General features: G+C 72.2%; 15 protein-coding genes. 7 read left to right on the plus strand and 8 right to left on the minus strand.

What is annotated here, in order from left to right; genetic code table 11:
* Window positions 1–25 precede the first annotated feature (25 nt).
* On the plus strand, window positions 26–970 hold the full coding sequence (locus tag ACZ1IK_RS09290) for a ParA family protein (RefSeq protein WP_161788033.1): 945 nt from the start codon (window positions 26–28) through the stop codon (window positions 968–970).
* A 2,510-nt stretch (window positions 971–3,480) separates the two neighbouring features.
* On the plus strand, window positions 3,481–4,854 hold the full coding sequence (locus tag ACZ1IK_RS09295) for a ParB/RepB/Spo0J family partition protein (RefSeq protein ID WP_210079110.1): 1,374 nt from the start codon (window positions 3,481–3,483) through the stop codon (window positions 4,852–4,854).
* A 117-nt stretch (window positions 4,855–4,971) separates the two neighbouring features.
* Here ACZ1IK_RS09295 and trxA read toward each other — a convergent pair whose 3' ends face one another.
* The 5 genes from trxA to ACZ1IK_RS09320 all read right to left on the minus strand — a co-directional run bounded on the left by trxA (window position 4,972) and on the right by ACZ1IK_RS09320 (window position 11,117).
* Window positions 4,972–5,361: a thioredoxin gene (gene trxA / locus ACZ1IK_RS09300; RefSeq protein WP_326847851.1), complete on the minus strand. Its 390-nt coding sequence runs from the start codon at window positions 5,359–5,361 to the stop codon at window positions 4,972–4,974.
* Window positions 5,362–5,392: 31 nt separating this feature from the next.
* Complete coding sequence (gene trxB, locus ACZ1IK_RS09305) at window positions 5,393–6,394, minus strand: thioredoxin-disulfide reductase (protein ID WP_044659947.1); 1,002 nt, start codon at window positions 6,392–6,394, stop codon at window positions 5,393–5,395.
* A 148-nt stretch (window positions 6,395–6,542) separates the two neighbouring features.
* Window positions 6,543–8,549: a hypothetical protein gene (locus ACZ1IK_RS09310; protein WP_465098473.1), complete on the minus strand. Its 2,007-nt coding sequence runs from the start codon at window positions 8,547–8,549 to the stop codon at window positions 6,543–6,545.
* A 65-nt stretch (window positions 8,550–8,614) separates the two neighbouring features.
* Entirely contained in the window at window positions 8,615–10,459 is a 1,845-nt protein-coding gene (gene murJ, locus ACZ1IK_RS09315; protein ID WP_465098474.1) for a murein biosynthesis integral membrane protein MurJ, read from the minus strand.
* A gap of 46 nt (window positions 10,460–10,505) precedes the next feature.
* Window positions 10,506–11,117 (minus strand): NUDIX hydrolase, encoded by a 612-nt coding sequence (locus tag ACZ1IK_RS09320; RefSeq protein WP_041102508.1) that lies wholly within the window; start codon window positions 11,115–11,117, stop codon window positions 10,506–10,508.
* Between the two features lie 65 nt (window positions 11,118–11,182).
* Between ACZ1IK_RS09320 and ACZ1IK_RS09325 the strand changes: the two genes are divergently transcribed.
* The 3 genes from ACZ1IK_RS09325 (at window position 11,183) to ACZ1IK_RS09335 (ending at window position 15,270) form a co-directional block, all read left to right on the plus strand.
* On the plus strand, window positions 11,183–12,634 hold the full coding sequence (locus ACZ1IK_RS09325; RefSeq protein ID WP_465098475.1) for a CCA tRNA nucleotidyltransferase: 1,452 nt from the start codon (window positions 11,183–11,185) through the stop codon (window positions 12,632–12,634).
* A gap of 52 nt (window positions 12,635–12,686) precedes the next feature.
* The gene (locus ACZ1IK_RS09330; protein ID WP_070708933.1) at window positions 12,687–12,986 is read left to right on the plus strand and encodes a DUF7218 family protein; all 300 of its coding nucleotides are present in this window, start codon (window positions 12,687–12,689) and stop codon (window positions 12,984–12,986) included.
* A 145-nt stretch (window positions 12,987–13,131) separates the two neighbouring features.
* On the plus strand, window positions 13,132–15,270 hold the full coding sequence (locus ACZ1IK_RS09335; RefSeq protein WP_223247491.1) for an acyltransferase family protein: 2,139 nt from the start codon (window positions 13,132–13,134) through the stop codon (window positions 15,268–15,270).
* A 106-nt stretch (window positions 15,271–15,376) separates the two neighbouring features.
* Here ACZ1IK_RS09335 and ACZ1IK_RS09340 read toward each other — a convergent pair whose 3' ends face one another.
* Window positions 15,377–16,462 carry an inositol-3-phosphate synthase gene (locus ACZ1IK_RS09340; protein ID WP_122054781.1) on the minus strand — a complete coding sequence of 362 codons (1,086 nt, stop codon included), beginning with the start codon at window positions 16,460–16,462 and terminating at the stop codon, window positions 15,377–15,379.
* A gap of 169 nt (window positions 16,463–16,631) precedes the next feature.
* On the opposite strand from ACZ1IK_RS09340, the gene ACZ1IK_RS09345 reads away from it, so the two are divergent.
* A complete protein-coding gene (locus ACZ1IK_RS09345) occupies window positions 16,632–18,164 on the plus strand; it encodes a glycosyltransferase family 87 protein (RefSeq protein WP_465098476.1) in 1,533 nt (510 codons plus the stop codon).
* Here ACZ1IK_RS09345 and ACZ1IK_RS09350 read toward each other — a convergent pair.
* Window positions 18,155–18,487, minus strand: coding sequence for a hypothetical protein (locus ACZ1IK_RS09350; RefSeq protein ID WP_465098478.1), 333 nt, complete (start codon window positions 18,485–18,487; stop codon window positions 18,155–18,157). The genes ACZ1IK_RS09345 and ACZ1IK_RS09350 overlap by 10 nt on opposite strands.
* A 107-nt stretch (window positions 18,488–18,594) precedes the next feature.
* Between ACZ1IK_RS09350 and ACZ1IK_RS09355 the strand changes: the two genes are divergently transcribed.
* Entirely contained in the window at window positions 18,595–20,082 is a 1,488-nt protein-coding gene (locus ACZ1IK_RS09355) for a M18 family aminopeptidase (protein ID WP_465098477.1), read from the plus strand.
* 69 nt (window positions 20,083–20,151) lie between these two features.
* Here ACZ1IK_RS09355 and ACZ1IK_RS09360 read toward each other — a convergent pair whose 3' ends face one another.
* On the minus strand, window positions 20,152–20,724 hold the full coding sequence (locus ACZ1IK_RS09360) for a hypothetical protein (protein WP_145951281.1): 573 nt from the start codon (window positions 20,722–20,724) through the stop codon (window positions 20,152–20,154).
* Window positions 20,725–20,911: the final 187 nt, after the last annotated feature.

Here is a 20,911-nt window from a genome sequence, read left to right on the forward strand (position 1 = left end):
CCCGCGACCCAGGAGGTAGAGCCGCATGGCGCAGGAGCAGGAGAGCCGGGGTGGGGCCTGGAGGGCCCTGCGCCAGAAGTGGACCGGCCGGACCGCCGAGAAGGGCGGCGCCGACGCCGAGGAGCCCGCGCGGCTCCAGCGTCGCCGTCTGACGCGCCCCGACCGCACCCGCGTGTTCACGACGTCCAACCAGAAGGGCGGCGTCGGCAAGACGACGACGACGGTCAACCTGGCCGCGGCCCTCGCCCGCGCGGGCATGCGGGTGATGGTGGTGGACATCGACCCGCAGGGCAATGCGTCCACCGCGCTGAACATCCCCCACACCGGAGACGTGGCCTCCGTGTACGACATGCTCCTGGGCGAGATGGAGATCCAGGACGTGGTGCAGGACGCCCCGGACGTAGATGGCCTTCAGGTGGTGCCCGCGACCATCGACCTGGCCGGTGCCGAGATCGAGCTGGTCTCCCTGGTGGCCCGCGAACAGCGACTGTCGCGGGCTCTCGAGGCGTACACCGCCTGGCGCGAGGAGGTCGGGCAGGAGCGGCTGGACTACGTGTTCATCGACTGCCCGCCGTCCCTGGGCCTGCTGACGGTCAACGCGTTCGTGGCGGCCGAGGAGGTGCTCATCCCGATCCAGGCCGAGTACTACGCCCTCGAGGGCCTCTCGCAGCTGCTCAAGAACGTGCAGATGATCCAGAAACACCTGAACCCGCGCCTCCAGGTGAGCACCATCCTGCTGACGATGTTCGACGCGCGGACCAACCTCGCCGTGCAGGTGGCGGAGGAGGTCCGGACGCACTTCCCGGAGCAGCTGCTGAACACCGCGATTCCCCGCAACGTCCGCATCTCCGAGGCCCCCAGCTATCAGCAGACGGTGCTGACCTACGACCCGGCCTCGGCCGGCGCCGTGGCGTACCGGGAGGCGGCTGCAGAGATCGCCAGCCGCGGTGCCCCGGCCGTGAAGGGCTGAAGCGCAGGCGACCCGCTGCTGCGGTCGCCGGATGGCGCTGCTGACGACGACGAAGCCCGCCGGGGGAGCGATTCTCCGGCGGGCTTCGTCGTGAGTGAGCGTGGCCCGGAAGATGGGGAGTGAAAAGACAAGCGGAAACGCTGGGCATATTGGAAGTTAGTGTTTCACGTGAAACGACCTTCTCCGAGGGTGCGAGCGTGGTGCCGCCGCGGCGGGACGATGGGGAGGGGTGCCCGTGGTGTACCGCTTCCGCCTGACACGCTCCCCTCTCTTCCGCTGGGCCGGCCCCTCCGCCGCTGGCCAGGCGCACCTGTCGCGAGGCCTGGGTGCAGCCGCGGGCGGCGACGCACGAACTCACGGGGTGAACGCCATGGCGGCGGGGCGGAGACGGCGGCTGTGAGGGCCGGCGGTGCACGCTGCGTTGAAGTGCTCCGCGAGGGCTGCGCGAGGGCTGCGCGACGCGTGGGGAACGTCCTGGCCGCCGGGCGCGGCCGTGCAGGGTATGGTCCGTCCCTCCTCCTTCACCCGGGTGCGCTGCAGCCTCGAGGATGCAGCCAGCGAGCAGGCCGGGTGCTGTGACTGGGTGCCCCCTCTCCCCCACGGTCAGACCTCCTCGCCGTCGGTGACGTGCAGGGAATCGGGGCCAGAGCGGAGCACGGGCCATCGTGTCGCCGCGAGGCGCGCGGACGGTCTGCCGTCAGCGTGTGCGAGAGCAGACGTCAGCGGCTATGGTGGGCTGCTGTGATTCGTCTGAGTTGGAGGGGCCGAACGGCGGCGCCAGAAGGACAGTTCTACTGTGCATTCCTGTGTACGGAGTAGGAGAGACTCCGGCAAAGAGGGGCGGCCGCACGCCCCCAATGTATACAGAGACAAGCATGTGAGCTGGCACTTTGCGGAGTCAGCAGTGGTTAGCGGCTATCGTCGATGTTGATATGTGGACAAGATCTGTGGACAGTGGACGTCTAGGGTGTGCGGCCGTAGATGCCTCTGCGGTGCTGATGAGCCCTGCTCAGTCTCCTGTTGCGTCTGACGACTGGGCACGGGGACGGCGTGTGAATGGTGACTGCGGTGGAGGCCCCCCGGGGAGCCCGCGGCGGCTCCGTGCGGGATGGGGCGGGCCGTGTGGTTCTGTCTTGCAGCGACGTGGGAACCAGGGCGTCGAGTAATCGCCCGGTCGCCGGGGGTTTCACGTGAAACACGGTGGTTCCGCGCTCACCTAGCGTCGATCCCTGACCGCAGCTGTACGCGGATGGAGGCATTGAAGACACACTTTCCACACGAGGCGGTCCTGAAACTTTGATGGGCGGCCCCAGCTGACAGGACGGATGGAGTCAGTGGGTGGGGTGGAGCGCCCGCCGCGTCACTGTACTGCCGCCCGTGACATCGGCGACCACATCGAGCAGTACTGTCAAAGGCGGAAGTGGATGCTCGCTGCCCCGACATGCGACCCGCGACCCGACGTTCCCTCCCAGCCGTTTCACGTGAAACTGAACGACCGGTGATCGGGGCTCACTAGATCGAGCCAGTACCATCAGCGACGCGGCAAGTCTGAACCTCTCAAGATATAGAGGGCCCTGCGCACGCCGGCCTCGGAGTGCGACCCGCTGGTGGGCGAGCTTCCATGGATGAGCGCGCGGTCGAATCTTCGAACGATACGTTTCACGTGAAACGAGCTCCGGGACAAAGGGCCGTGCCGCGAGGTCCCCACCTCGGGCAATCCAGGGAGCACACGTTCCGTGCCGGGAGCGAGCTGACTGAGAATGGCGCAGGAATGTGGCACTGACTCGCAGGTGAGCGAGCACGTGGCCCACCCGAACTCATGTCGTACTTGGATGACAGATTCGTCCGTGTTTCACGTGAAACGCGGATGGTGAAGCAACGTTCAATTCGTCAGCTGCGCGAGTGCGAGGAAGCACTGACGGCGAAGCGACGAGTAGCCGAGCTCATCCGCTCGGTGATTCGAGTGTTCACATCGCACCGCGGGGGAGTGAGACGAGTGCTTCGTTGCTGGTCCGGCATTTCACACAAGATGAGGCACATCATCATGCGGGTAACCAGCAATCTGAGTATCGTCCGCACGGGAGGTGATCGGCCGGGGAGCACATAGAAAACAAACCGAGCAGCCGTGATTCTGATACCGTCCGCTCGTCGACGCGGGCTCGCGTTTCATGTGAAACGAGTGAACCTCGAGAGGGAACACGAGGAGGTCTTGAGGATTGCAGCGGCACCCTTCCGAAGCGCCCCCACTCTGAGTGTTCCACGTGAAACACTCACGCTCGCGGCAGGTGCTGTCCGCGCGCCCACATCCTGCCGTCCGGGCCCAATACGGACGTCTCACCCCAGAACCGAGGCCCGAACCTCGCCGCGCCCCTTGCACGTGTCAGGCCCTCGCGCGCCCCCGGTGGTCAGGGCCAGAGCACCTTGAGAAGTGTCTTCCCGCCGCCCGGGACCATCGAGACCAGGCCGCTCACCTACACTGATTCCAGACCCACTCACTGCAGGAGGACCCGTTGAAGACGAGCCGTCGAGGAGGCCTGGGGCGAGGCCTCGGCGCCCTGATCCAGAGCACTGTAGAAGCCCCGGAAGAAAACGCCGAGGCCACCTCCCCGAAGGACTCTGCGGTGCCGGTGAAGAGCGGCCCGAAGGCTGCCGCGGCAGCGGAGGCCACCACGACATCGACGCGCAGCACCGCGACGACCGAGACGCCAGGGGAGTCCAACGAGCGCGCCCCGTCGGCCTCGCAGCGGAAGACCGCGGGCCGAACGACACAGGCCGGGAAATCAACGGCTGCGGCTGGCAGGAACGCCACGTCCGCCACCAAGGCAGGGCCCACCTCGTCGAAGCGTGCCTCGCGACCCGCGCAGCGTCCCGTCGACGTGTTCTTCTCCGCAGACTCCGAGGATGCACCCGCAGCGCGGCCAACCAAGGGGCGTCCGGCCATGCCGACGGTGAAGGCGCCCAGCAAGCGTGCCACCTCCGCGACGTCGTCGAGGAAGGAACCGGCGGACTCGACCGCGGACCCCGTCGCGACCGAGGGGACCGTGTCCGCGGACATCGCGGTCCTGCGGGAGATCCCGGTGGGGGACATCCACCCCAACCCCCGGCAGCCGCGTGAGGTGTTCGACGAGGACCACATGGCGGAACTGGTCACCTCGATCCGCGAAGTCGGCATCCTGCAGCCGATCGTCGTGCGCGAGGTGGACGGCCCCACCCCCTACGAGCTGATCATGGGCGAGCGCCGGTGGCGCGCTACCCAGAAGGCCGGCCTGGACACCATCCCGGCGATCGTCCGCCAGACTCCGGACCAGGACCTCCTGCGGGACGCCCTGCTGGAGAACCTGCACCGCTCCCAGCTGAACCCGCTCGAAGAGGCCGCCGCCTACCAGCAGCTCATGGAGGACTTCGCCTGCACGCAGGAAGAGCTCTCCCAGCGCATCGGCCGTTCCCGTCCGCAGATCTCCAACACGCTGCGGCTGCTCAAGCTGCCGCCCCTCGTGCAGCGCCGCGTCGCCGCCGGCACGCTCTCGGCCGGTCATGCTCGCGCGCTGCTCGGTCTCACGGACCCGTCGGACATGGAGCGTCTGGCGCAGCGGATCCAGTCGGAGGGCTTGTCCGTCCGGGCCACGGAGGAGGCTGTCGCGCAGCTGCAGGGCGGGCTCCGGCCGGGCCGTACGCCGCGGCGCAGCACGGACGACGCCCGCCACGAGCGCCTGGATCACTACGCCACCGCGCTCACCAGCCGCCTGGACACCGCCGTGAAGATCACCCTCGGCGCGCGCAAGGGTCGCATCGCCATCGACTTCACCACCGTGGAGGACCTGAACCGCATCATGGACCTCATCCAGGGCGGTCAGGACGGCAAGGGGAAGGGCAAGAAGTCCTGATCCGGACTTCCCGCGGACGGCGTCCACGGGCACCCGCCGCTGGTCCTGAAGATCGACGCACGACGGCCCCGTCACCCTCTCGGGTGACGGGGCCGTCGTGGTGAGTGGGGGAGGGGCTCAGCCGAGCAGGGCCGAGAACTCCTTCTCCAGCGCGGCCTTGGGCTTGGCGCCCACGGACTCGACGACCTTCTCGCCGTTCTGGAAGCCCACGACGAGCGGGATGGAGGTGACGCCGTAGCGCGCGGCGATGGCCGGGTTCTCATCCACGTTGAGCTTGGCGATCACGGCCTTGCCCTCGTGCTCCACGGCCATGTCCTCCAGGACGGGCCCGAGCATGCGGCACGGGCCGCACCACTCGGCCCAGAAGTCCACGAGGACGGGCAGCTCGGACTGGAGGACCTTCTGGTCGAAGTCGGCGTCGGTGACGGTGATGGTGCTCATGGCAGCCTCCTGGGGGTCGTTCTGTGTCTGACGAGGGTGGACAGGGGTGTTATCGACATGACTCATGACGCTCTGTCAGGGGTCATGAGTCAGTGGCTCATGCCGGAACCGCGTCCGACTCCGGGCCGGCCGGCGCGGCCTCCTCCACGTCGGCCACGGTCGCGAGGTAGTGCTCCACGTCCTGGGCGGCCACGCAGCCCGAGCCGGCGGCGGTGATGGCCTGGCGGTAGGTGTGGTCCGTGACGTCGCCGGCGGCGAAGACGCCCGGCTGGGAGGTCCGCGAGGACGGATGGTCGATGCGGATCGTGCCGTGCTCCGTGAGCTCCACCTGGCCCTGCACCAGGTCCGTGCGCGGGTCCTGGCCGATGGCGACGAACAGGCCGGTCACGTCCAGCGTGGACGCCTCGCCGGTGCGGGTGTCCCGCAGGCGGAGGGTGTTGACCTTGTCGTCACCCGTCACCTCCGTGACCTCGGTGTTCCAGCGGAACTCGATCTTCTCGTTCTCCATGGCCCGGTGGGCCATCACCTTGGAGGCGCGCAGCTCGTCCTTGCGGACCAGCACGGTCACCTTGGACGCGAACTTCGTGAGGAACAGGGCCTCCTCCATGGCGGAGTCGCCGCCGCCCACGACCGCGATCTCCTGCTCGCGGAAGAAGAAGCCGTCGCACGTGGCGCACCAGCTGACGCCGTGGCCGGAGAGGCGCTCCTCGCCGGGAACGCCGAGCTTCCGGTAGGCGGAGCCGGTCGTGAGGATGACCGCGTGGGTGCGCAGCTGGGTGCCGTCGCCGAGCGTGAGCACCTTGGGGTTCGACGTCAGGTCGGCCTGCACGACGTCGTCGTAGACCACCTCCGTGTTGAACCGGCGGGCCTGGGCCTCGAGGTTCGCCATCAGCTCGGGCCCCTGCACACCCTCCGGGAAGCCCGGGAAGTTCTCCACCTCGGTGGTGTTCATCAGCTCGCCGCCCGCGGTCACCGCCCCGGCCACCAGGACCGGGGAGAGCTCGGCGCGGGCGGTGTAGATCGCCGCGGTGTATCCGGCGGGGCCGGATCCGACGATCACGACGTTGTGGACGCTCTGGTCCTGGGCGGTGGGGGCCACGGGTTCCTCCAGTGGATCGGGGTGGTGGACGCTCCTCCAGGACAACGGCGGAGCCACGGGCGGGTATTCCGCGGTGCCGGGGCCGCGGTGCGACGACGTCCGGCGACGGCGGCCGGAAGGTCCGGCGCGCCGTCGCCCGGGCGCGGGGTCAGCGGACGGCGATCTCGCCGAGGCGCAGGCCGAACGGGAGGTCCGACGTCGTGCCCTCCAGCTGGGGCAGCGAGGTGAGGCTGACGATCACGTACTCGGCCTCGGCCTCGGCGCCCTCGAAGGGCACGGGGATGGAGACGGTGTCCTGGTCGAAGGTGCCGTTGCCGATCTCCTGGGCGTTCGCGCCCTCGGGGGAGTCGGCGATGTAGGCGAACCAGGCGCCACCGGTGGCCCCCGTGCTCTGCAGGGTCACCTCGTTCACCTCGGTGCGCTCCTCGAGCTGGACCACGAGGTTCATGCTCTCCACATAGCCGCCGAAGTTCGGCCGTGCGTAGGCGAAGGTGCGCCACACGGTGGTGGGGTCGCCGTCGATGAGGTTGCTCAGGTCCGCGTCGTGCTCGGCCTCGTGCTCCGGCAGGTCCGGCACCGAGCGCAGAGCCTGGACGGGCTGCGGGGCGGCCGCGGCGCTCTCGCTGGTCGGGGTGGGGGAGGGGCTGGTGCTCTCCGACGGCGACGGGGTGTCCGATGCGGACTCGGACGACGCAGACTCAGACTCGGACGACGCGGCCGCGGCCTGCGGGGCCGGCCCGCCGCGCAGGTTCTGGGCCAGCAGCACCCCGCCCACGACGAGTGCGGCCAGCAGGCCGAGCACGAGGAGCAGGGCCAGCGGACCGCCGCCGCGCGTGCGGCCGTTGCCGTCGCCCGGGTCGGCCACCGTGGCGCCGTCACCACTCCCGGTGGTGGCCGGGGCGGCCTGGACATCCGGAGCCGCGGCGGCGGACGTCGAACCGGCAGCCGCCGCGGTGGCCGCCGTTGCGGCCCCGGCAGCGACCGGCGCGGCCGTGCCGCGGGACTCCTCGCGCACGGTCGGCGCGGACTCGGCCACGATCTCTCGGCGGGGGACGGGGCGCTGGCGCCGCACGGGGATCGCCTCGGTGTCCGGGGCGACCGGCTCCGGTGCGTCGGTCTTCTCGGCCGCCACGGCCGGAAGCGCGGCGGTGCCCGCCTTGGCCTCCCGCTCCGCGGCCTTCTCAGCCTCGCGCCGCTCGGCCTCCCGGGCCCGCTCCTCCTCGGCACGACGGCGGGCCTCGGCCCGGCGCTCGAGCTCGCGGCGCTCGGCCTCCTCCCGCTCCGCTGCCAGCCGGGCCTGCTCGGCCTCCCGCTCGCGCGCGGCCCGCTCCTCGGCCTCCTGCTCCGCCTGGCGACGGGCGCGCTCGGCCTCGGCGCGGCGCTCCTCCTCGGCACGCTCCTCCGCCTCCCGACGCTCGCGTTCTGCGCGTTCGGCGGCTTCCTTGCGCTCCCGCTCGGCCCGCTCCGCGGCCTCCCGTTCGGCGCGTGCCTTCTCCTCGGCCTCCTTGCGTTCGCGTTCTGCACGCTCGGCGGCCTCCCGCTCCGCGCGCTCGCGCTCCTCCTGCTGCTTCCGGGTGGCGGCGTCCGCCGCGGCCAGGGCCGACGCCCCGGCGGCCGCCTTCGCCGCGGTGCCGTCGGAGGGACGGACCCGCTCGGCGAGGCGCTCGGAGAGGCGGTTCAGGAACCCGGGACGACGCTGGGCCTCGTGCTCGTCCGCGCGGAGCCGGCGGTCGAGGTCGGTGTAGTACGCCTCGTCGTCGTCGTAGGCGTGGGGGTCTCCGGTCCGCGACTCGCCGAACAGCTCGGAGCCGAGGCTGTCCGTCTGGAACGGCTCCACGTACAGCTCCTGCGGGTACGCCAGACCCAGCAGGACGTCCGGGTCGGGGTCCCCGCCGGCGATCAGGTACGTGCGGCCCTCGGACAGCCCCAGGTCGAGCACCTGCACGTCGTCGGTGCGCTCGCCCGTGGCCAGCTCCCGCGCGGACGAGGCCACCTGCGTGGCGTTCTCACGTGAGGCCACGAGCACGGTGACGCGGCGGTTGAGCACCTGGTCCGTGCCCAGGAACACCATGTCCTGGTCCGCGGACGTCACCACGTGCTGGGTGATGCGATAGCGGCCGCCCAGGACGGCGCCGACGGCGATGGGCTGGGGCACGGGCTCTTCTCCTGACGACGGGGTCGGAATCCGATGATACGTGGCGTGGCCGTCGCGGCCAGAGATCAGCCGACGCGCAGCAGACGACCCAGCGCCGGCACGCGAGCGACGAGCGGCCGGAGGGCGTCGTCCAGCTCGGGGAACCGCATGGCCCGCAGCACCATCAGGTACACCGGACCCATCGCCACGGCCGCCACCGCGCACGTGAGCAGCGCCGTCCCGATGGAGTTCCACGCGAACCCGCCGGTGTACCCGCCCAGCAGCCACACGACGACGACGCCCGCGGCCGCCGCGGCCAGCGCGGCCAGGCCGGTCTGGACGTGGGCACGCAGCACGGATGCGAGGCCGTAGTCCCCGAACCGGCGCACGGTGAGCACATGGGTCAGGACGAACTGGTACACGTACGAGACGGACGAGGCGACCGCGACCCACAGGGCCATGGACCACAGCGGCAGCAGCATCGCGCCCGCCCACGAGAGCAGCAGCATCAGGAGCGAGCCGCTGACCTGGACCACCATCGGCACCTTGGCGTCCTCGGCGGCGTAGAACACGCGCAGCAGGTAGAAGGAGCCCGAGCGGAACGGGATGGACAGCGCCAGCGCGAGCAGAACCGAGCCCACCGCGACGCCGGCCACCATCGCCGTCTCGGCCGTCGAGCCGAAGACGCGGCCCAGGGGGCCCGCCAGGACCACCACGCCGGCGAGGCAGAACATCAGCGGCACGGTGAACGCGCGCAGACCCTGCGCCGTCGTGCGCCGCACCGCGGACATGTCCTGGCGGCCCATGGCGCGGGCCAACCGGTTGAAGAGCACGGTGGCCAGGGAGAGCACGAACACCGAATGGGGCAGCACGGCCATCAGCATCGCCATGTTGTACGCGGCCACCCCGGGGATGGCCGCCTGCGCCATCTCGGCGCTCCAGGTCTCGGTGCCCGGGATGCGCAGCTCGCCGCGGTCGCGGGCCTCCGTGGCAGAGGTGACGTACCGCTGGCACAGCAGGAGCACCACGTTCGTGGCGACCATCGTGATCAGGGTGTACCCGGCGATCCGGCCGGTGTCCCGCAGGCCGATGCCCTTCCAGCCGAACCGCGGGCGCAGACCCAGGCCGAGCCCGCGCAGCGGCAGGAAGAGGATCACGGCCTGCAGCACGACGCCCAGGGTGTGGCCGCCGGCCAGCACGACCGTCTGTGCGCTCGTCCACCCGGCGAGGTCGTCCCCGGCCCGGTACGCCCCGAACATGCCCAGGTACAGCACGATCGCGCCGATCGCGACGACGTTGTTCAGCACCGGCGCCCACATGTAGGCGCCGAAGCGCCCGTTGGCGTTGAGCACCTGCCCCACCAACGCGTACATGCCGTAGAAGAACACCTGGGGCAGACACCACAGGGCGAACACGGTGGCCATCTCGAGCTTCTCCGGCGACCAGCCGCGGGTCAGGGCCGTCATGAGCGGGGCCGCCGCCAGCATGACCACCACCGTGCCGGCGAGCATCACGAGCGTGCCGAGCGTCATCAGGCGGGAGGTGTAGTCCGCGCCCCGGTCGACGTCGCGGGCGTGCTTGATCAGCTGCGGCACGAGCACGACGTTGAACACGCCGCCCACCAGGAGCAGGTAGATCACGTTCGGCAGGGAGTTGGCGATCTCGAAGATGTCGGCCATGTCCGCGGACAGGCCGATCGCCACCGTCACCAGCGTCGCACGGACGAGGCCCAGCACGCGGGAGAGGAGCGTGCCGGAGGCCATGATCGCGGTGGACCGGCCGGCGCGGCGCTCGCCCTCGGGGGTCTCGTCCGCGGGGTCCACGGCGGCCGGATCCGTGGCGGGGGCGGGGTCCGTCGTCGTCGGCTCCTCGTCGGCGACGCCGGCGTGGGCGGGGTCCTGCGCTCGGCGCGGGGCGGGTCTGCTGCTCAAGGGTCACCCAATCGTGGTCGGAAGGCCCCGTGCCGGGGGCGGTGGATCAGGGGCGGGGGCCCCGGGCACCGCCCGGGGGGAAGTGCTGGTCGACCACCTGGCGGGCCAGGTCGACGATCCGGCGCTCGTTGGCGAAGGAGAGGCGGCGCGCGACGTCCTCGAGGCGCACCCATGCGACGTCCACGGCCTCGTGGTCCGGGTCGTTCTCCGTGGTCAGCTCGCCGCCCGTGGCGCGCAGCAGGAAGTGGTGCACGGTCTTGTGGACGCGGTGCCGGGCGACCGTGAACCAGTAGTCGATCGCGCCGAGCGGCTCGAGGATGTGGCCGGCGATCCCGGTCTCCTCCTCCACCTCGCGCACGGCCGCCTGCCGGTGGTCCTCCTCGCCCTCGGGATGGCCCTTGGGCAGGCACCACTCGAGCCGGCCACCGCGGTTGTAGCGGGCGATCACGGCCACCTCGAGGCCGCCGTCATGCTCGCGGACGATGACGCCGCCGGCGGAGACCTCCTCCACCGTGGGCAGGGAGGCGGCAGCGGCGGAACGGGGTCCCGCGGGGGCCGGGGTGACGGGGCGCAGAGGCGGCTGCGGCCGGCGACGCCACGCCCCCAGCGCGGAGGGCAGGGGGGCGCCCCGGTGCGCGGAGGGATCGGGGCGGGTCATGCCGTCAACTCTAGCCCGGCCCGCGCGGGCCCGTGCCGGGACCGTCTGGCACCCTTGTAGGCATCATGGATCTGACCACCACCACCCACGCGCTGCCCCCCGGCTTCCCCGCGGACGCCACCCTGCCCGCCGTCGTCGTGGAGCTGGGGCGGAGGTTCGAGGCCGCCGGCCACGAGCTCTCCCTGGTGGGCGGCCCGGTCCGCGACCTCTTCCTGGGACGGTCGTCGCCGGACCTGGACTTCACCACGGACGCCGACCCGGACGCGTCCGAGGCCGTCGGCGCCGGCTGGGCGGACGCCACGTGGGACGTGGGACGGCGGTTCGGGACCATCGGCTTCCGCAAGGCCGGCTGGCAGCTCGAGGTCACCACCTACCGGGCCGAGCAGTACGACCCGGCCAGCCGCAAGCCGCAGGTGGCCTTCGGCGACAGCCTCGAGGACGACCTGCTGCGCCGCGACTTCACCGTCAACGCCATGGCCCTGCGCCTGCCCGCCCTCGAGCTCGTGGACCCCTTCGGCGGCATGCGGGACCTGCACGCCGGCGTGCTGCGCACCCCCGGCACCCCTGAGGACTCCTTCTCCGACGACCCGCTGCGCATGATGCGCGCCGCCCGCTTCGCCTCCCAGCTCGGCTTCGCCGTGGCCCCCGAGGTGGAGCAGGCCATGGCCGCGATGGCCGAGCGGATCACGATCATCTCCGCCGAACGCGTCCGCGAGGAGCTCGTCAAGCTCGTGTGCGGGGCGCACCCGCGCGCCGGCCTCGACCTGCTCGTGCGCACCGGCCTGGCCGACCACGTCCTGCCCGAGCTGCCCGCCCTGCAGCTCGAGTCGGACGAGCACCACCGCCACAAGGACGTCTACGCCCACTCCCTGACCGTGCTGGAGCAGGCCATGGAGCTGGAGGGTGAGTACGCGCCGTCGACCCCCGACCCCGTGCTGCGCCTGGCGGCGCTGCTGCACGACGTCGGCAAGCCGGCCACGCGCCGCTTCGAGAAGGGCGGGGCCGTCACCTTCCGGCACCACGAGACCGTGGGGGCCAAGCTCGTCCGCAAGCGGCTGCGTGCCCTGAAGTTCGACAACGACACCATCAAGGCGGTGGCCCGTCTGGTGGAGCTGCACATGCGGTTCTACGGCTACGGCGACGCCGGCTGGACCGACTCCGCCGTCCGCCGGTACGCCCACGACGCCGGCGACCTGCTGCCCCGCCTGCACGCGCTGACCCGCTCGGACGTGACCACCCGCAACCGGCGCAAGGCCGAGCGGCTGGCCCACGCGTACGACGACCTCGAGCGGCGCATCGCCGAGATCGCCGAGGCCGAGGAGCTCGCCGCCGTGCGGCCGGACCTGGACGGGCAGCAGATCATGGCGCTGCTGGGGATCCGCCCGGGCCCGGTGGTGGGGCGGGCGTACAACCACCTGCTCGAGTGGCGCCTCGACGAGGGCCCGCACGAGCAGGCCGAGGCCGAGGCGGAGCTGCGGCGCTGGTGGGCCGAGCAGCCGGAGGCCCAGCAGGACTGAGGCGGCGCGGCGGATCTTCCACCCGTCGTCGGGCCGGGACCACACTGGCCGCATGGCTGAGAAGAAGACCGAGAAGAACGGCGCCCCCATGGGCCCCGGCACCTCCAGCATCAAGGACCCCGAGGTCTACGAGGCGCTGCGCCGCGAGGGCGCGAGCGAGGAGAAGGCCGCGCGGATCGCCAACGCGTCCGCCCGAGACGGCCGGGACGAGGTCGCCGAGCGCGGCGGCGAGGCCGGCTCCTACGAGGACTGGACCAAGGACGAGCTCGCGAAGCGGGCCCGCGAACTCGACATCGAGGGCCGCTCCACCATGACCAAGGACGAGCTCATCGAGGCGCTGCGCGACCACTGACCGGCGCCCGCACCCCCGCTTCCGGGGGCGGAAATCGGTGCTTTGGGAGTGGAATACCACCGGAAACCGCCCCCAACGCGGTGGGGCGGGTGGGGATAGCCGGAGGCTTTGGCCCATCCAGGTCGGGATGGAATGATCGACCGCTGTGAGTTCCGACCAGCGCACCGCGCCCGTGCCCCGCCATGCCCTGTCGCCCCAGGACGGCGTGCCCGCCGTCAAGGTCGGCACGCGGGTCAGCCGCGGCCCCGGCCGGGTGACCGCCCTCGACGGGCTGCGGGGGATCGCGGTGCTCGCCGTGCTCGTCTTCCACGCCTGGCCCACCTTCCTGCGCGGCGGGTTCGTGGGCGTGGACATGTTCTTCGTGCTCTCCGGCTTCCTCATCACCACCGGCCTGGTCCGCGGTGTGGACGCGGGCCGGGGCGTGGCGCTGGGCACCTTCTGGATGAAGCGCGTCCGACGACTCATCCCGGCCATGCTGATGGCGCTCGTGGGCACCACCGCGCTCGCGTGGCTGGCGGTGGACGAGTTCCCCGCGGGCCTGGGTCGCCAATGGTTCGGCGCCCTGACCTACACCAGCAACTGGGTGATGATCCTCGAGGGCGGGGACTACTTCAACCGCGCCTCGCCGCCTCTGTTCGAGCACCTGTGGTCCCTGGCGATCGAGGAGCAGTTCTACATCCTCTGGCCCCTGCTCCTCTGGGGGCTGCTCCTGCTCACCTGGCCGCCGCGCAGCACGGTGAACTCGGGGCGGGTGGCGGACCGACGTCGTATCCTCGCGGTCGCGGTCGCGGCCGTGGCCTCCGCGGCGTGGATGGCCTGGGGCTCGTGGCACGGGTTCGAGCAGGCCCGCCTCTACTTCGGCACGGACACCCACGCCTTCGGCCTGCTGTTCGGCGCGTGCGTGGCGATCGGCCTGGCCCATGTGCCCCGGCCCGAGCACGGCGGCCCCGAGCCGCGGACCTCGGCCACGCGGGTGGCTGTCGCGTGGGGCGCCGTCGCGGTGCTCGCGGCGGGCTTCGCCCTGGTCGACGGCGGCCACGCGAGCACGTACCGCGGAGTGCTGGCGGGCCTGTCCGCCGTCGTCGCGTTCATCGTCTGGCACGTGGTGCAGGGCGACCGGCGCGACTCGCTCTCGCGCGCGCTGGGCAACGGGTTCCTGCGCTGGTGGGGGCGCCGCTCCTACGCCGCGTACCTGTGGCACTGGCCGCTGCTCGTGATCATGCGCGTGATGGTGCCCGTGGACGCCCCCGGGTGGGTCGAGCCCGTGGCCGCCGGCGCGATCCTGCTGCTGACCGCCCTGATCGCCGACCTGAGCACCCGGCTGATCGAGGAGCCCATCCTCCACGAGGGGTTCACGGGTGCCTTCGGTCGCTGGGGCGCAGCCGCTCGGCGGGCGTTCACGGGCGGGGCCGGGCCGATCGGCCGGCTCGCGGCCGCCGCCACGGCGCTGGGGCTCGTGGCCGTCCCCGCGGCGGCCGTGGCCGCCGTGGTGCACTCGCCCGCGCAGACCCAGCTCGAGCAGGACATCGCCCAGGCGGAGGAGTCCCTCAAGGCCGCCCAGGCGGCCCAGCAGGCGGCCCGCGAGTCCCGGGCTGCGGAGCAGACGAAGCGGGCCGAGGCATCGGCCTCGGGGGCACCCGGCTCGGCCGCCCCCGGGGACGCGGAGGGCTCCGCCGGTGCGACGCCCTCGCCCGGGTCGTCCGCCGAGCCGTCCGGGCTCGGGCTCGGCGACCCGGCCGTCACGCGCCCCACGTACTCCAAGGAGCAGCTCACCGCGGCCCTGCCGCCGTCCGAGCTCGGCCCGGACGTCACCCTGATCGGCGACTCCGTCTCGCTCTCGGCCGCGCCCACGCTCCTGGAGCAGCTGCCGGGGATGCTGCTCGAGGCGGAGGTGGGCTACCAGATCTGGGACGCCGCGGACGAGATCGAGAAGCTCAAGGCGGACGGCCAGCTGAGCGACGTCGTCGTGGTGGCCCTGGGCGCCAACGGCACCACCCACCGGGGCGACTGGGAGAAGATCCTGGCGGCCGTCGGCGAGGACCGGCTGCTCGTGCTCGTGGTGCCGCACGGCCCGATGGACTGGATCGCGGACGTGCAGGTGCAGATGGAGGCGCAGGCCAAGGCCCACCCGGACCGTATCGTCCTGGCGGACTGGGACGCCGCGGCGAAGCAGCACGTCACGGACTTCTCCGCCGACGGCGTGCACCCCCGCGCCGACGGCCAGGCCATGTACGCCCAGCTCGTCCGGCTCACCATCGAGGACCGGCTCGGCGCGCGGCGCTGAGCGCGGTGGCCGGGGCGGCACGCGCCCCCACGACGACGCCGGCCCGTCACCTCCACGGGGAAGGTGACGGGCCGGCGTCGTGCGCGGTCCGCGGGGACCGGGCTGGTCAGCGCTCGATGTCGCCGCGGATGAAGGCCTCCACGAGCTCGTGCGCCGCGTCGTCGTTGTGCTGCACGGGCGGGGACTTCATGAAGTAGGACGAGGCCGAGAGGATCGGCCCGCCGATGCCGCGGTCCAGGGCGATCTTCGCGGCGCGCACGGCGTCGATGATCACGCCGGCCGAGTTGGGGGAGTCCCACACCTCGAGCTTGTACTCGAGCGAGACGGGGGCGTCGCCGAAGTTGCGGCCCTCGAGGCGCACGAACGCCCACTTGCGGTCGTCGAGCCAGGCCACGTAGTCGGACGGGCCGATGTGCACGTCCTTCTCGCCCAGCTGCGCGGAGGTGTTGGAGGTGACGGCCTGCGTCTTGGAGATCTTCTTGGACTCCAGGCGCTCACGCTCGAGCATGTTCTTGAAGTCCATGTTGCCGCCCACGTTGAGCTGGTAGGTGCGGTCCAGGGTGACGCCGCGGTCCTCGAACAGCTTGGCCATCACGCGGTGGGTGATGGTGGCGCCGATCTGGGACTTGATGTCGTCGCCCACGATCGGCACACCCGCGGCGGTGAACTTCTCGGCCCACTCCGGGGTGCCGGCGATGAACACGGGCAGGGCGTTCACGAACGCGACGCCGGCGTCGATCGCGGCCTGGGCGTAGTGCTCGGTGGCCCGCTGCGAGCCGACGGGCAGGTAGCAGACCAGCACGTCCACCTCCGCGTCGCGGAGGGCCTGGGCCACGTCCACGGGCTCGGCCTCCGACTCCTCGATGGTCTCGGCGTAGTACTTGCCGAGGCCGTCCAGGGTGGGGCCGCGCTGGACGGTGACGTCCGCGTGGGGCACGTCCGCGATCTTGATGGTGTTGTTCTCGGAGGCGGTGATGGCCTCGGACAGGTCCAGGCCGACCTTCTTCGCGTCCACGTCGAACGCGGCCACGAACTCGAGGTCGGACACGTGGTAGACGCCGAACTGCACGTGCATCAGGCCCGGCACCGTGTCCGTGGCCTTCGCCTCGCGGTAGTACTCCACACCCTGGATGAGGGATGTTGCGCAGTTGCCCACGCCGGCGATGGCGACGCGGATGGGGTTGGTGGCCACGGTCTGGTTCTCTCCTCGACTGTCCGGAACGGGTGCTGGCACGCGGAGCGCGCGCGGGGGGCCCACACCGTTCGGCGGGGCGCTCACCCGGGGATCAACCCCGCCAGTCTACGACCGACGACGGCGGCCCCGCCCGTCCGGGGTCCGGGCGGCTTCCTAGGATGGGGGCATGAGACCGGCCACCGCGCACGCCGCGACCCCCAGCGAGCCGCCCACTCACGCCGCGGACGGCACCCCGAGCGACGCCGTGACCGCCCCGGGCGCCCCCGCTGGGCGTTCCGCTGACAGCGCACCGTCCGGTGCCCTGCCCGCCCCCGGCGAGCGCGGCGGCCGCTTCCAGCTCGCCGGCGGCCTCGCGGCGAACGGCCCGGGGCGGGGGACCGGCTCCTGGGCCGGGCCCGTGGCGCTGACGGGGCTGCTGGTGGCTCTGGCCGCCGTCGTGACCGTGCTGCAGAAGTCACCGTGCCTGCTGCACGGCTGGGGCGCCCCGGACGTCTACTACGCGGGCTGCTACTCGGACTGGGCCGCGCTCTACGGCGGGCGCGGGTTCGCGGCGGACCCGTGGGCGCCGTTCCGGGAGGGCTCCACGTTCGAGTACCCCGTGCTGATGTCCGTCGTGGGCTCGGTGGCGGCCTGGATCACGCAGGCGCTGCCGTTCTCGCCGGAGCAGGGCACGGCGGTGTTCTGGCTCGTGAACCTCGGGTTCGTGGTGGTGCTGTGGGCCGTCGTCGCGGTGCTGACCGTCCGGATGGCGGGGCGCCGGTGGACGGACGGGCTCATGGTGGCCGTGGCCCCGGGGATCGTGCTGGCCGGCACCATCAACTGGGACCTGTGGGCCGTGGCCCTGCTGGCGTGCGGCATGTACGCGTGGTCGCGCGGCCGGTCCCTGACGGCGGGGGTGCTCTTCGGCCTCGGCGCGGCCATGAAGCTGTATCCGCTGCTGATCCTGGGGCCGCTGCTGATCCTGGCGGTGCGCTCGCGGCGGTGGCGGCCGTTCCTGCTCGCGGCCGGGGGCACGGTGGCGGCGTGGGCGGCGGTCAACGTGCCGCTCATGGCGGTGAACTTCCAGGCGTGGTCCGTGTTCTTCACCTTCTCTGGCGAGCGCGGGCCGGGCCTGTCCAGCGTGTGGCACGCGTGGGACGTGACCGCCGCGCAGGCCGGGTGGGCGTTCGTGCCGGAGGACTCCCTCACCCTGCTGGCCTACGGGACCTTCGCGGTGTGCTGCCTCGGGATCTTCGTGCTCGGCGTGCGGGTGCGGCACACCCCGCGGCTGGCGCAGCTGACGTTCCTGGTGGTGGCGGCGTTCGTGCTCACCAACAAGGTGTACTCACCGCAGTTCGTGGTCTGGCTGATCCCGCTCCTGGCGCTCGCCCTGCCGCGCTGGCGGGACTTCTGGGTGTGGCAGACGGTGGAGGCGCTGCACTTCTTCGCCGTGTGGATGTACCTGGCCAAGGGGGTGGCCGAGACCCCGCCGCAGCACTCCATGGACGACTCCGTCTACGTGGCCGCGATCCTCGCCCACATGCTCGCGGTGCTGTGGCTGTGCGGGCGCGTCGTGTGGGAGATGCTGCACCCGGCCGAGGACCTCGTGAAGCGCGACCACGGCGGCCACCCGGACGCCGACCCGCTCGCCGGCGCGTACGCCGCGGACGCCGGCCCGGCCCGGGGTCGCTCAGACCGGCCGGCCGCGGTTCAGGCGTAGTCCCAGCGGTGGATCGGGCAGTCCGGGGACGACGGCGGCGCGCTCGTCCCCGCCTCGGCGCCGCCGTCCTCGCGGGGCGGCGGCGGACAGACGCACTGCGCCCCGGAGGCGGCCGTGGCCGCCTTCATCTGCTCGCGCCAGATCACGTGGGGGTCGGCGGCCGGGTCCGCGGCCGGGCCACGGTGCGTCGGACGCGCGACGCCGTCGTCGTGGGCGGGGGTGCGGGCCGCGTCCCCGTCCCGGGTGAAGCCCATCCGCACGATGGCCCAGCCGCCCACGGTCCACGCCACCAGGAGGAAGACCCCCACGGCGACGGCGATCATGATGTCCACGGCGGGCTCCTCCTGCGCTGACGGGGCGGGCGATGCGGCCGGGGCCGCTTTCGGGCCAGGGTAGTCGGACGGATGGTGGGGCGCGGTACGGTCGGGTCATGACCCCCGTGACCCGTGACACCGTCGCCGAGCTGCCCGCCCACCTGCGGGACCTGGCCGAGTTCGTGACCGCCTCGCCCTCCAGCTACCACGCCGCGGAGGAGGTCGCACGCCGCCTGGAGGCCGTCGGCTTCACCCGCCTGGACGAGACGGTCGACTTCCCGTCGGCCCCGGGCGGCTACGTGGTGGTGCGCGACGGCGCGGCGGTGGCCTGGATCGTGCCGACGGGTGCCGGGGCGCTGGGCCGCCACGAGGGTGCTGAGGCGCGCGCGGCCGGGCCGGACGAGGCGGGGCAGAGCGCCGGCGTCGTGCCGGTGTTCCGCGTGCTCGGCGCACACACGGACTCGCCGGGGTTCAAGCTCAAGCCGAACCCGGCCACCGTGACGGCCGACGGCTGGGTGCAGGCCGGCGTCGAGGTGTACGGCGGCCCGCTGCTGAACTCGTGGCTGGACCGTGAGCTGCGGTTCGCCGGGCGTCTCGCCCTCGACGACGGCACGCAGGTGCTCGCCGCGACCGGGCCCGTGGGGCGCATCCCGCAGCTGGCCATCCACCTGGACCGCGAGGTCAACGAGGGGCTGACGCTGAAGCGGCAGCGGCACACGAACCCCGTCGTGGGGGCGCTCGCCCCGCGCGGCGAGGGCGCCGGCGAGGCGGAGGCCGACGGTCTGGCCGCCCGCGTGCCCGGTGACGTGCTGACCGCGCTCGCGGCCGCCGCCGGCGTGGACCCGGCCGCGGTGCGCGGGCACGACGTCGTGGTGGCCGACGCCCAGGCGCCCGGGCTCTTCGGGCTGGCGGGCGAGTTCTTCGCGTCGGGCCGGCTGGACAACCTGAGCTCGGTGCACGCGGGTCTCGTGGCGCTCGAGGAGCTGGCGCGCGAACACGGCGGCGCCGAGGGGGCGATCGCGTACGAGGGGACCGTCGCGGGCGGGGTGGCCGGTGAGGCGGCCGGCGCCCCGGTGATCCCGCTGCTCGCCGCGTTCGACCACGAGGAGCTGGGGTCGGCGTCGCGGTCCGGGGCGGCCGGGCCGCTGCTCGAGGAGGTCATGGGGCGCGTGCTCGAGGCGCTCGGCGTGGCCGGGCAGGGCCGGGCGCGGGCGATCGCGGGGTCCTGGCTGCTGTCCGCGGACGCCGGCCACCTGGTGCACCCGAACTACGCCGAGCGGCACGATCCCGTGAACCACCCGCGCGTGAATCACGGCCCGCTGCTGAAGATCAACGCCAACCAGCGCTACGCCACCGACGCCGGGGGCGAGGCCGCGTTCGCCCGCTGGTGCGGCGTGGCGGGGGTGCCGTTCCAGGAGTTCGTCTCGAACAACGACGTCCCCTGCGGCTCCACCATCGGCCCGATCTCGGCGACCCGCCTGGGCATCCGGACCGTGGACGTGGGCCTGGGCCTGCTGTCCATGCACTCGGCGCGCGAGATGTGCGGCGTGCGGGACGTGGAGCACCTGACGGCGGCCGTGCGGGAGTTCTTCCGCGGGGTGTGAGGCGTGGCGGCGGATGACGGCCGCCACGAGCGGCGTGCGCGGGTCTGCGTCAGCCGGCGGAGCCCGGTGTCACAGCGTCCGATAGGCGCCGATCTGGACCAAGGTCTTGCCGTTCACGACGGCGGAGCCGCGCCCGTTGACCGACACGCCGGCGAGGGTCGTGCTGCAGTTGCTGTACCACCCGATGAGCGGCAGGGTGATGGTGCCTGAGACGGGGGCGGGTACCGGGGTGAGGAGCCTGCTGACGTAGCGGTAGTACTGGATGCCGTTGTTGGTGTACAGGACCGGCGTGGTGCCGGAGACCTCACGGGTCGGGGTGCTCCAGGACGGGGTGGAGCTCGTCCAGGTGAAGGTGGTGGGGTTCCTCCCAGTCTCCATCGCATCCACCATGTCCTTCTGCACCAGGACGGAGGCGGTCACATTCGTCACCGTGGAGCCGGCTTGCACATTGGCGATCCGGTAGTAGGTATTGACGTTGTCCGTGGTGACGCTCAAGCGGGTCGAAGTCGAGCCGCAGGCCGACACCGACGCGCCGGGCACGTCTGCTGTGGTGGCGCGGCGGACACTGAACACGCGGTCGATCCGCGGGAGAGGGCTGGCCGCCTCGGCGGGGGCAGCGGCGGCGGCGACGACGGTCGGCACCGCCCACGCGAGGCTGCTGGCGACTCGGCGGCGGGAGGGGACGGACTGGGACGGCTGGGGCGCTGCCGACGTGGACTCTGACATGGGATGCTCCGAAACGTGAGAGGGGTGTGACACAGGATGTGTGTCCTCCTTCCAAGGTACGTCGTCGTCGACCGAGGGCAAGCCCCGGCCACCCCACGGCCCC

The organism is Micrococcus sp. CS26 (assembly GCF_055522295.1).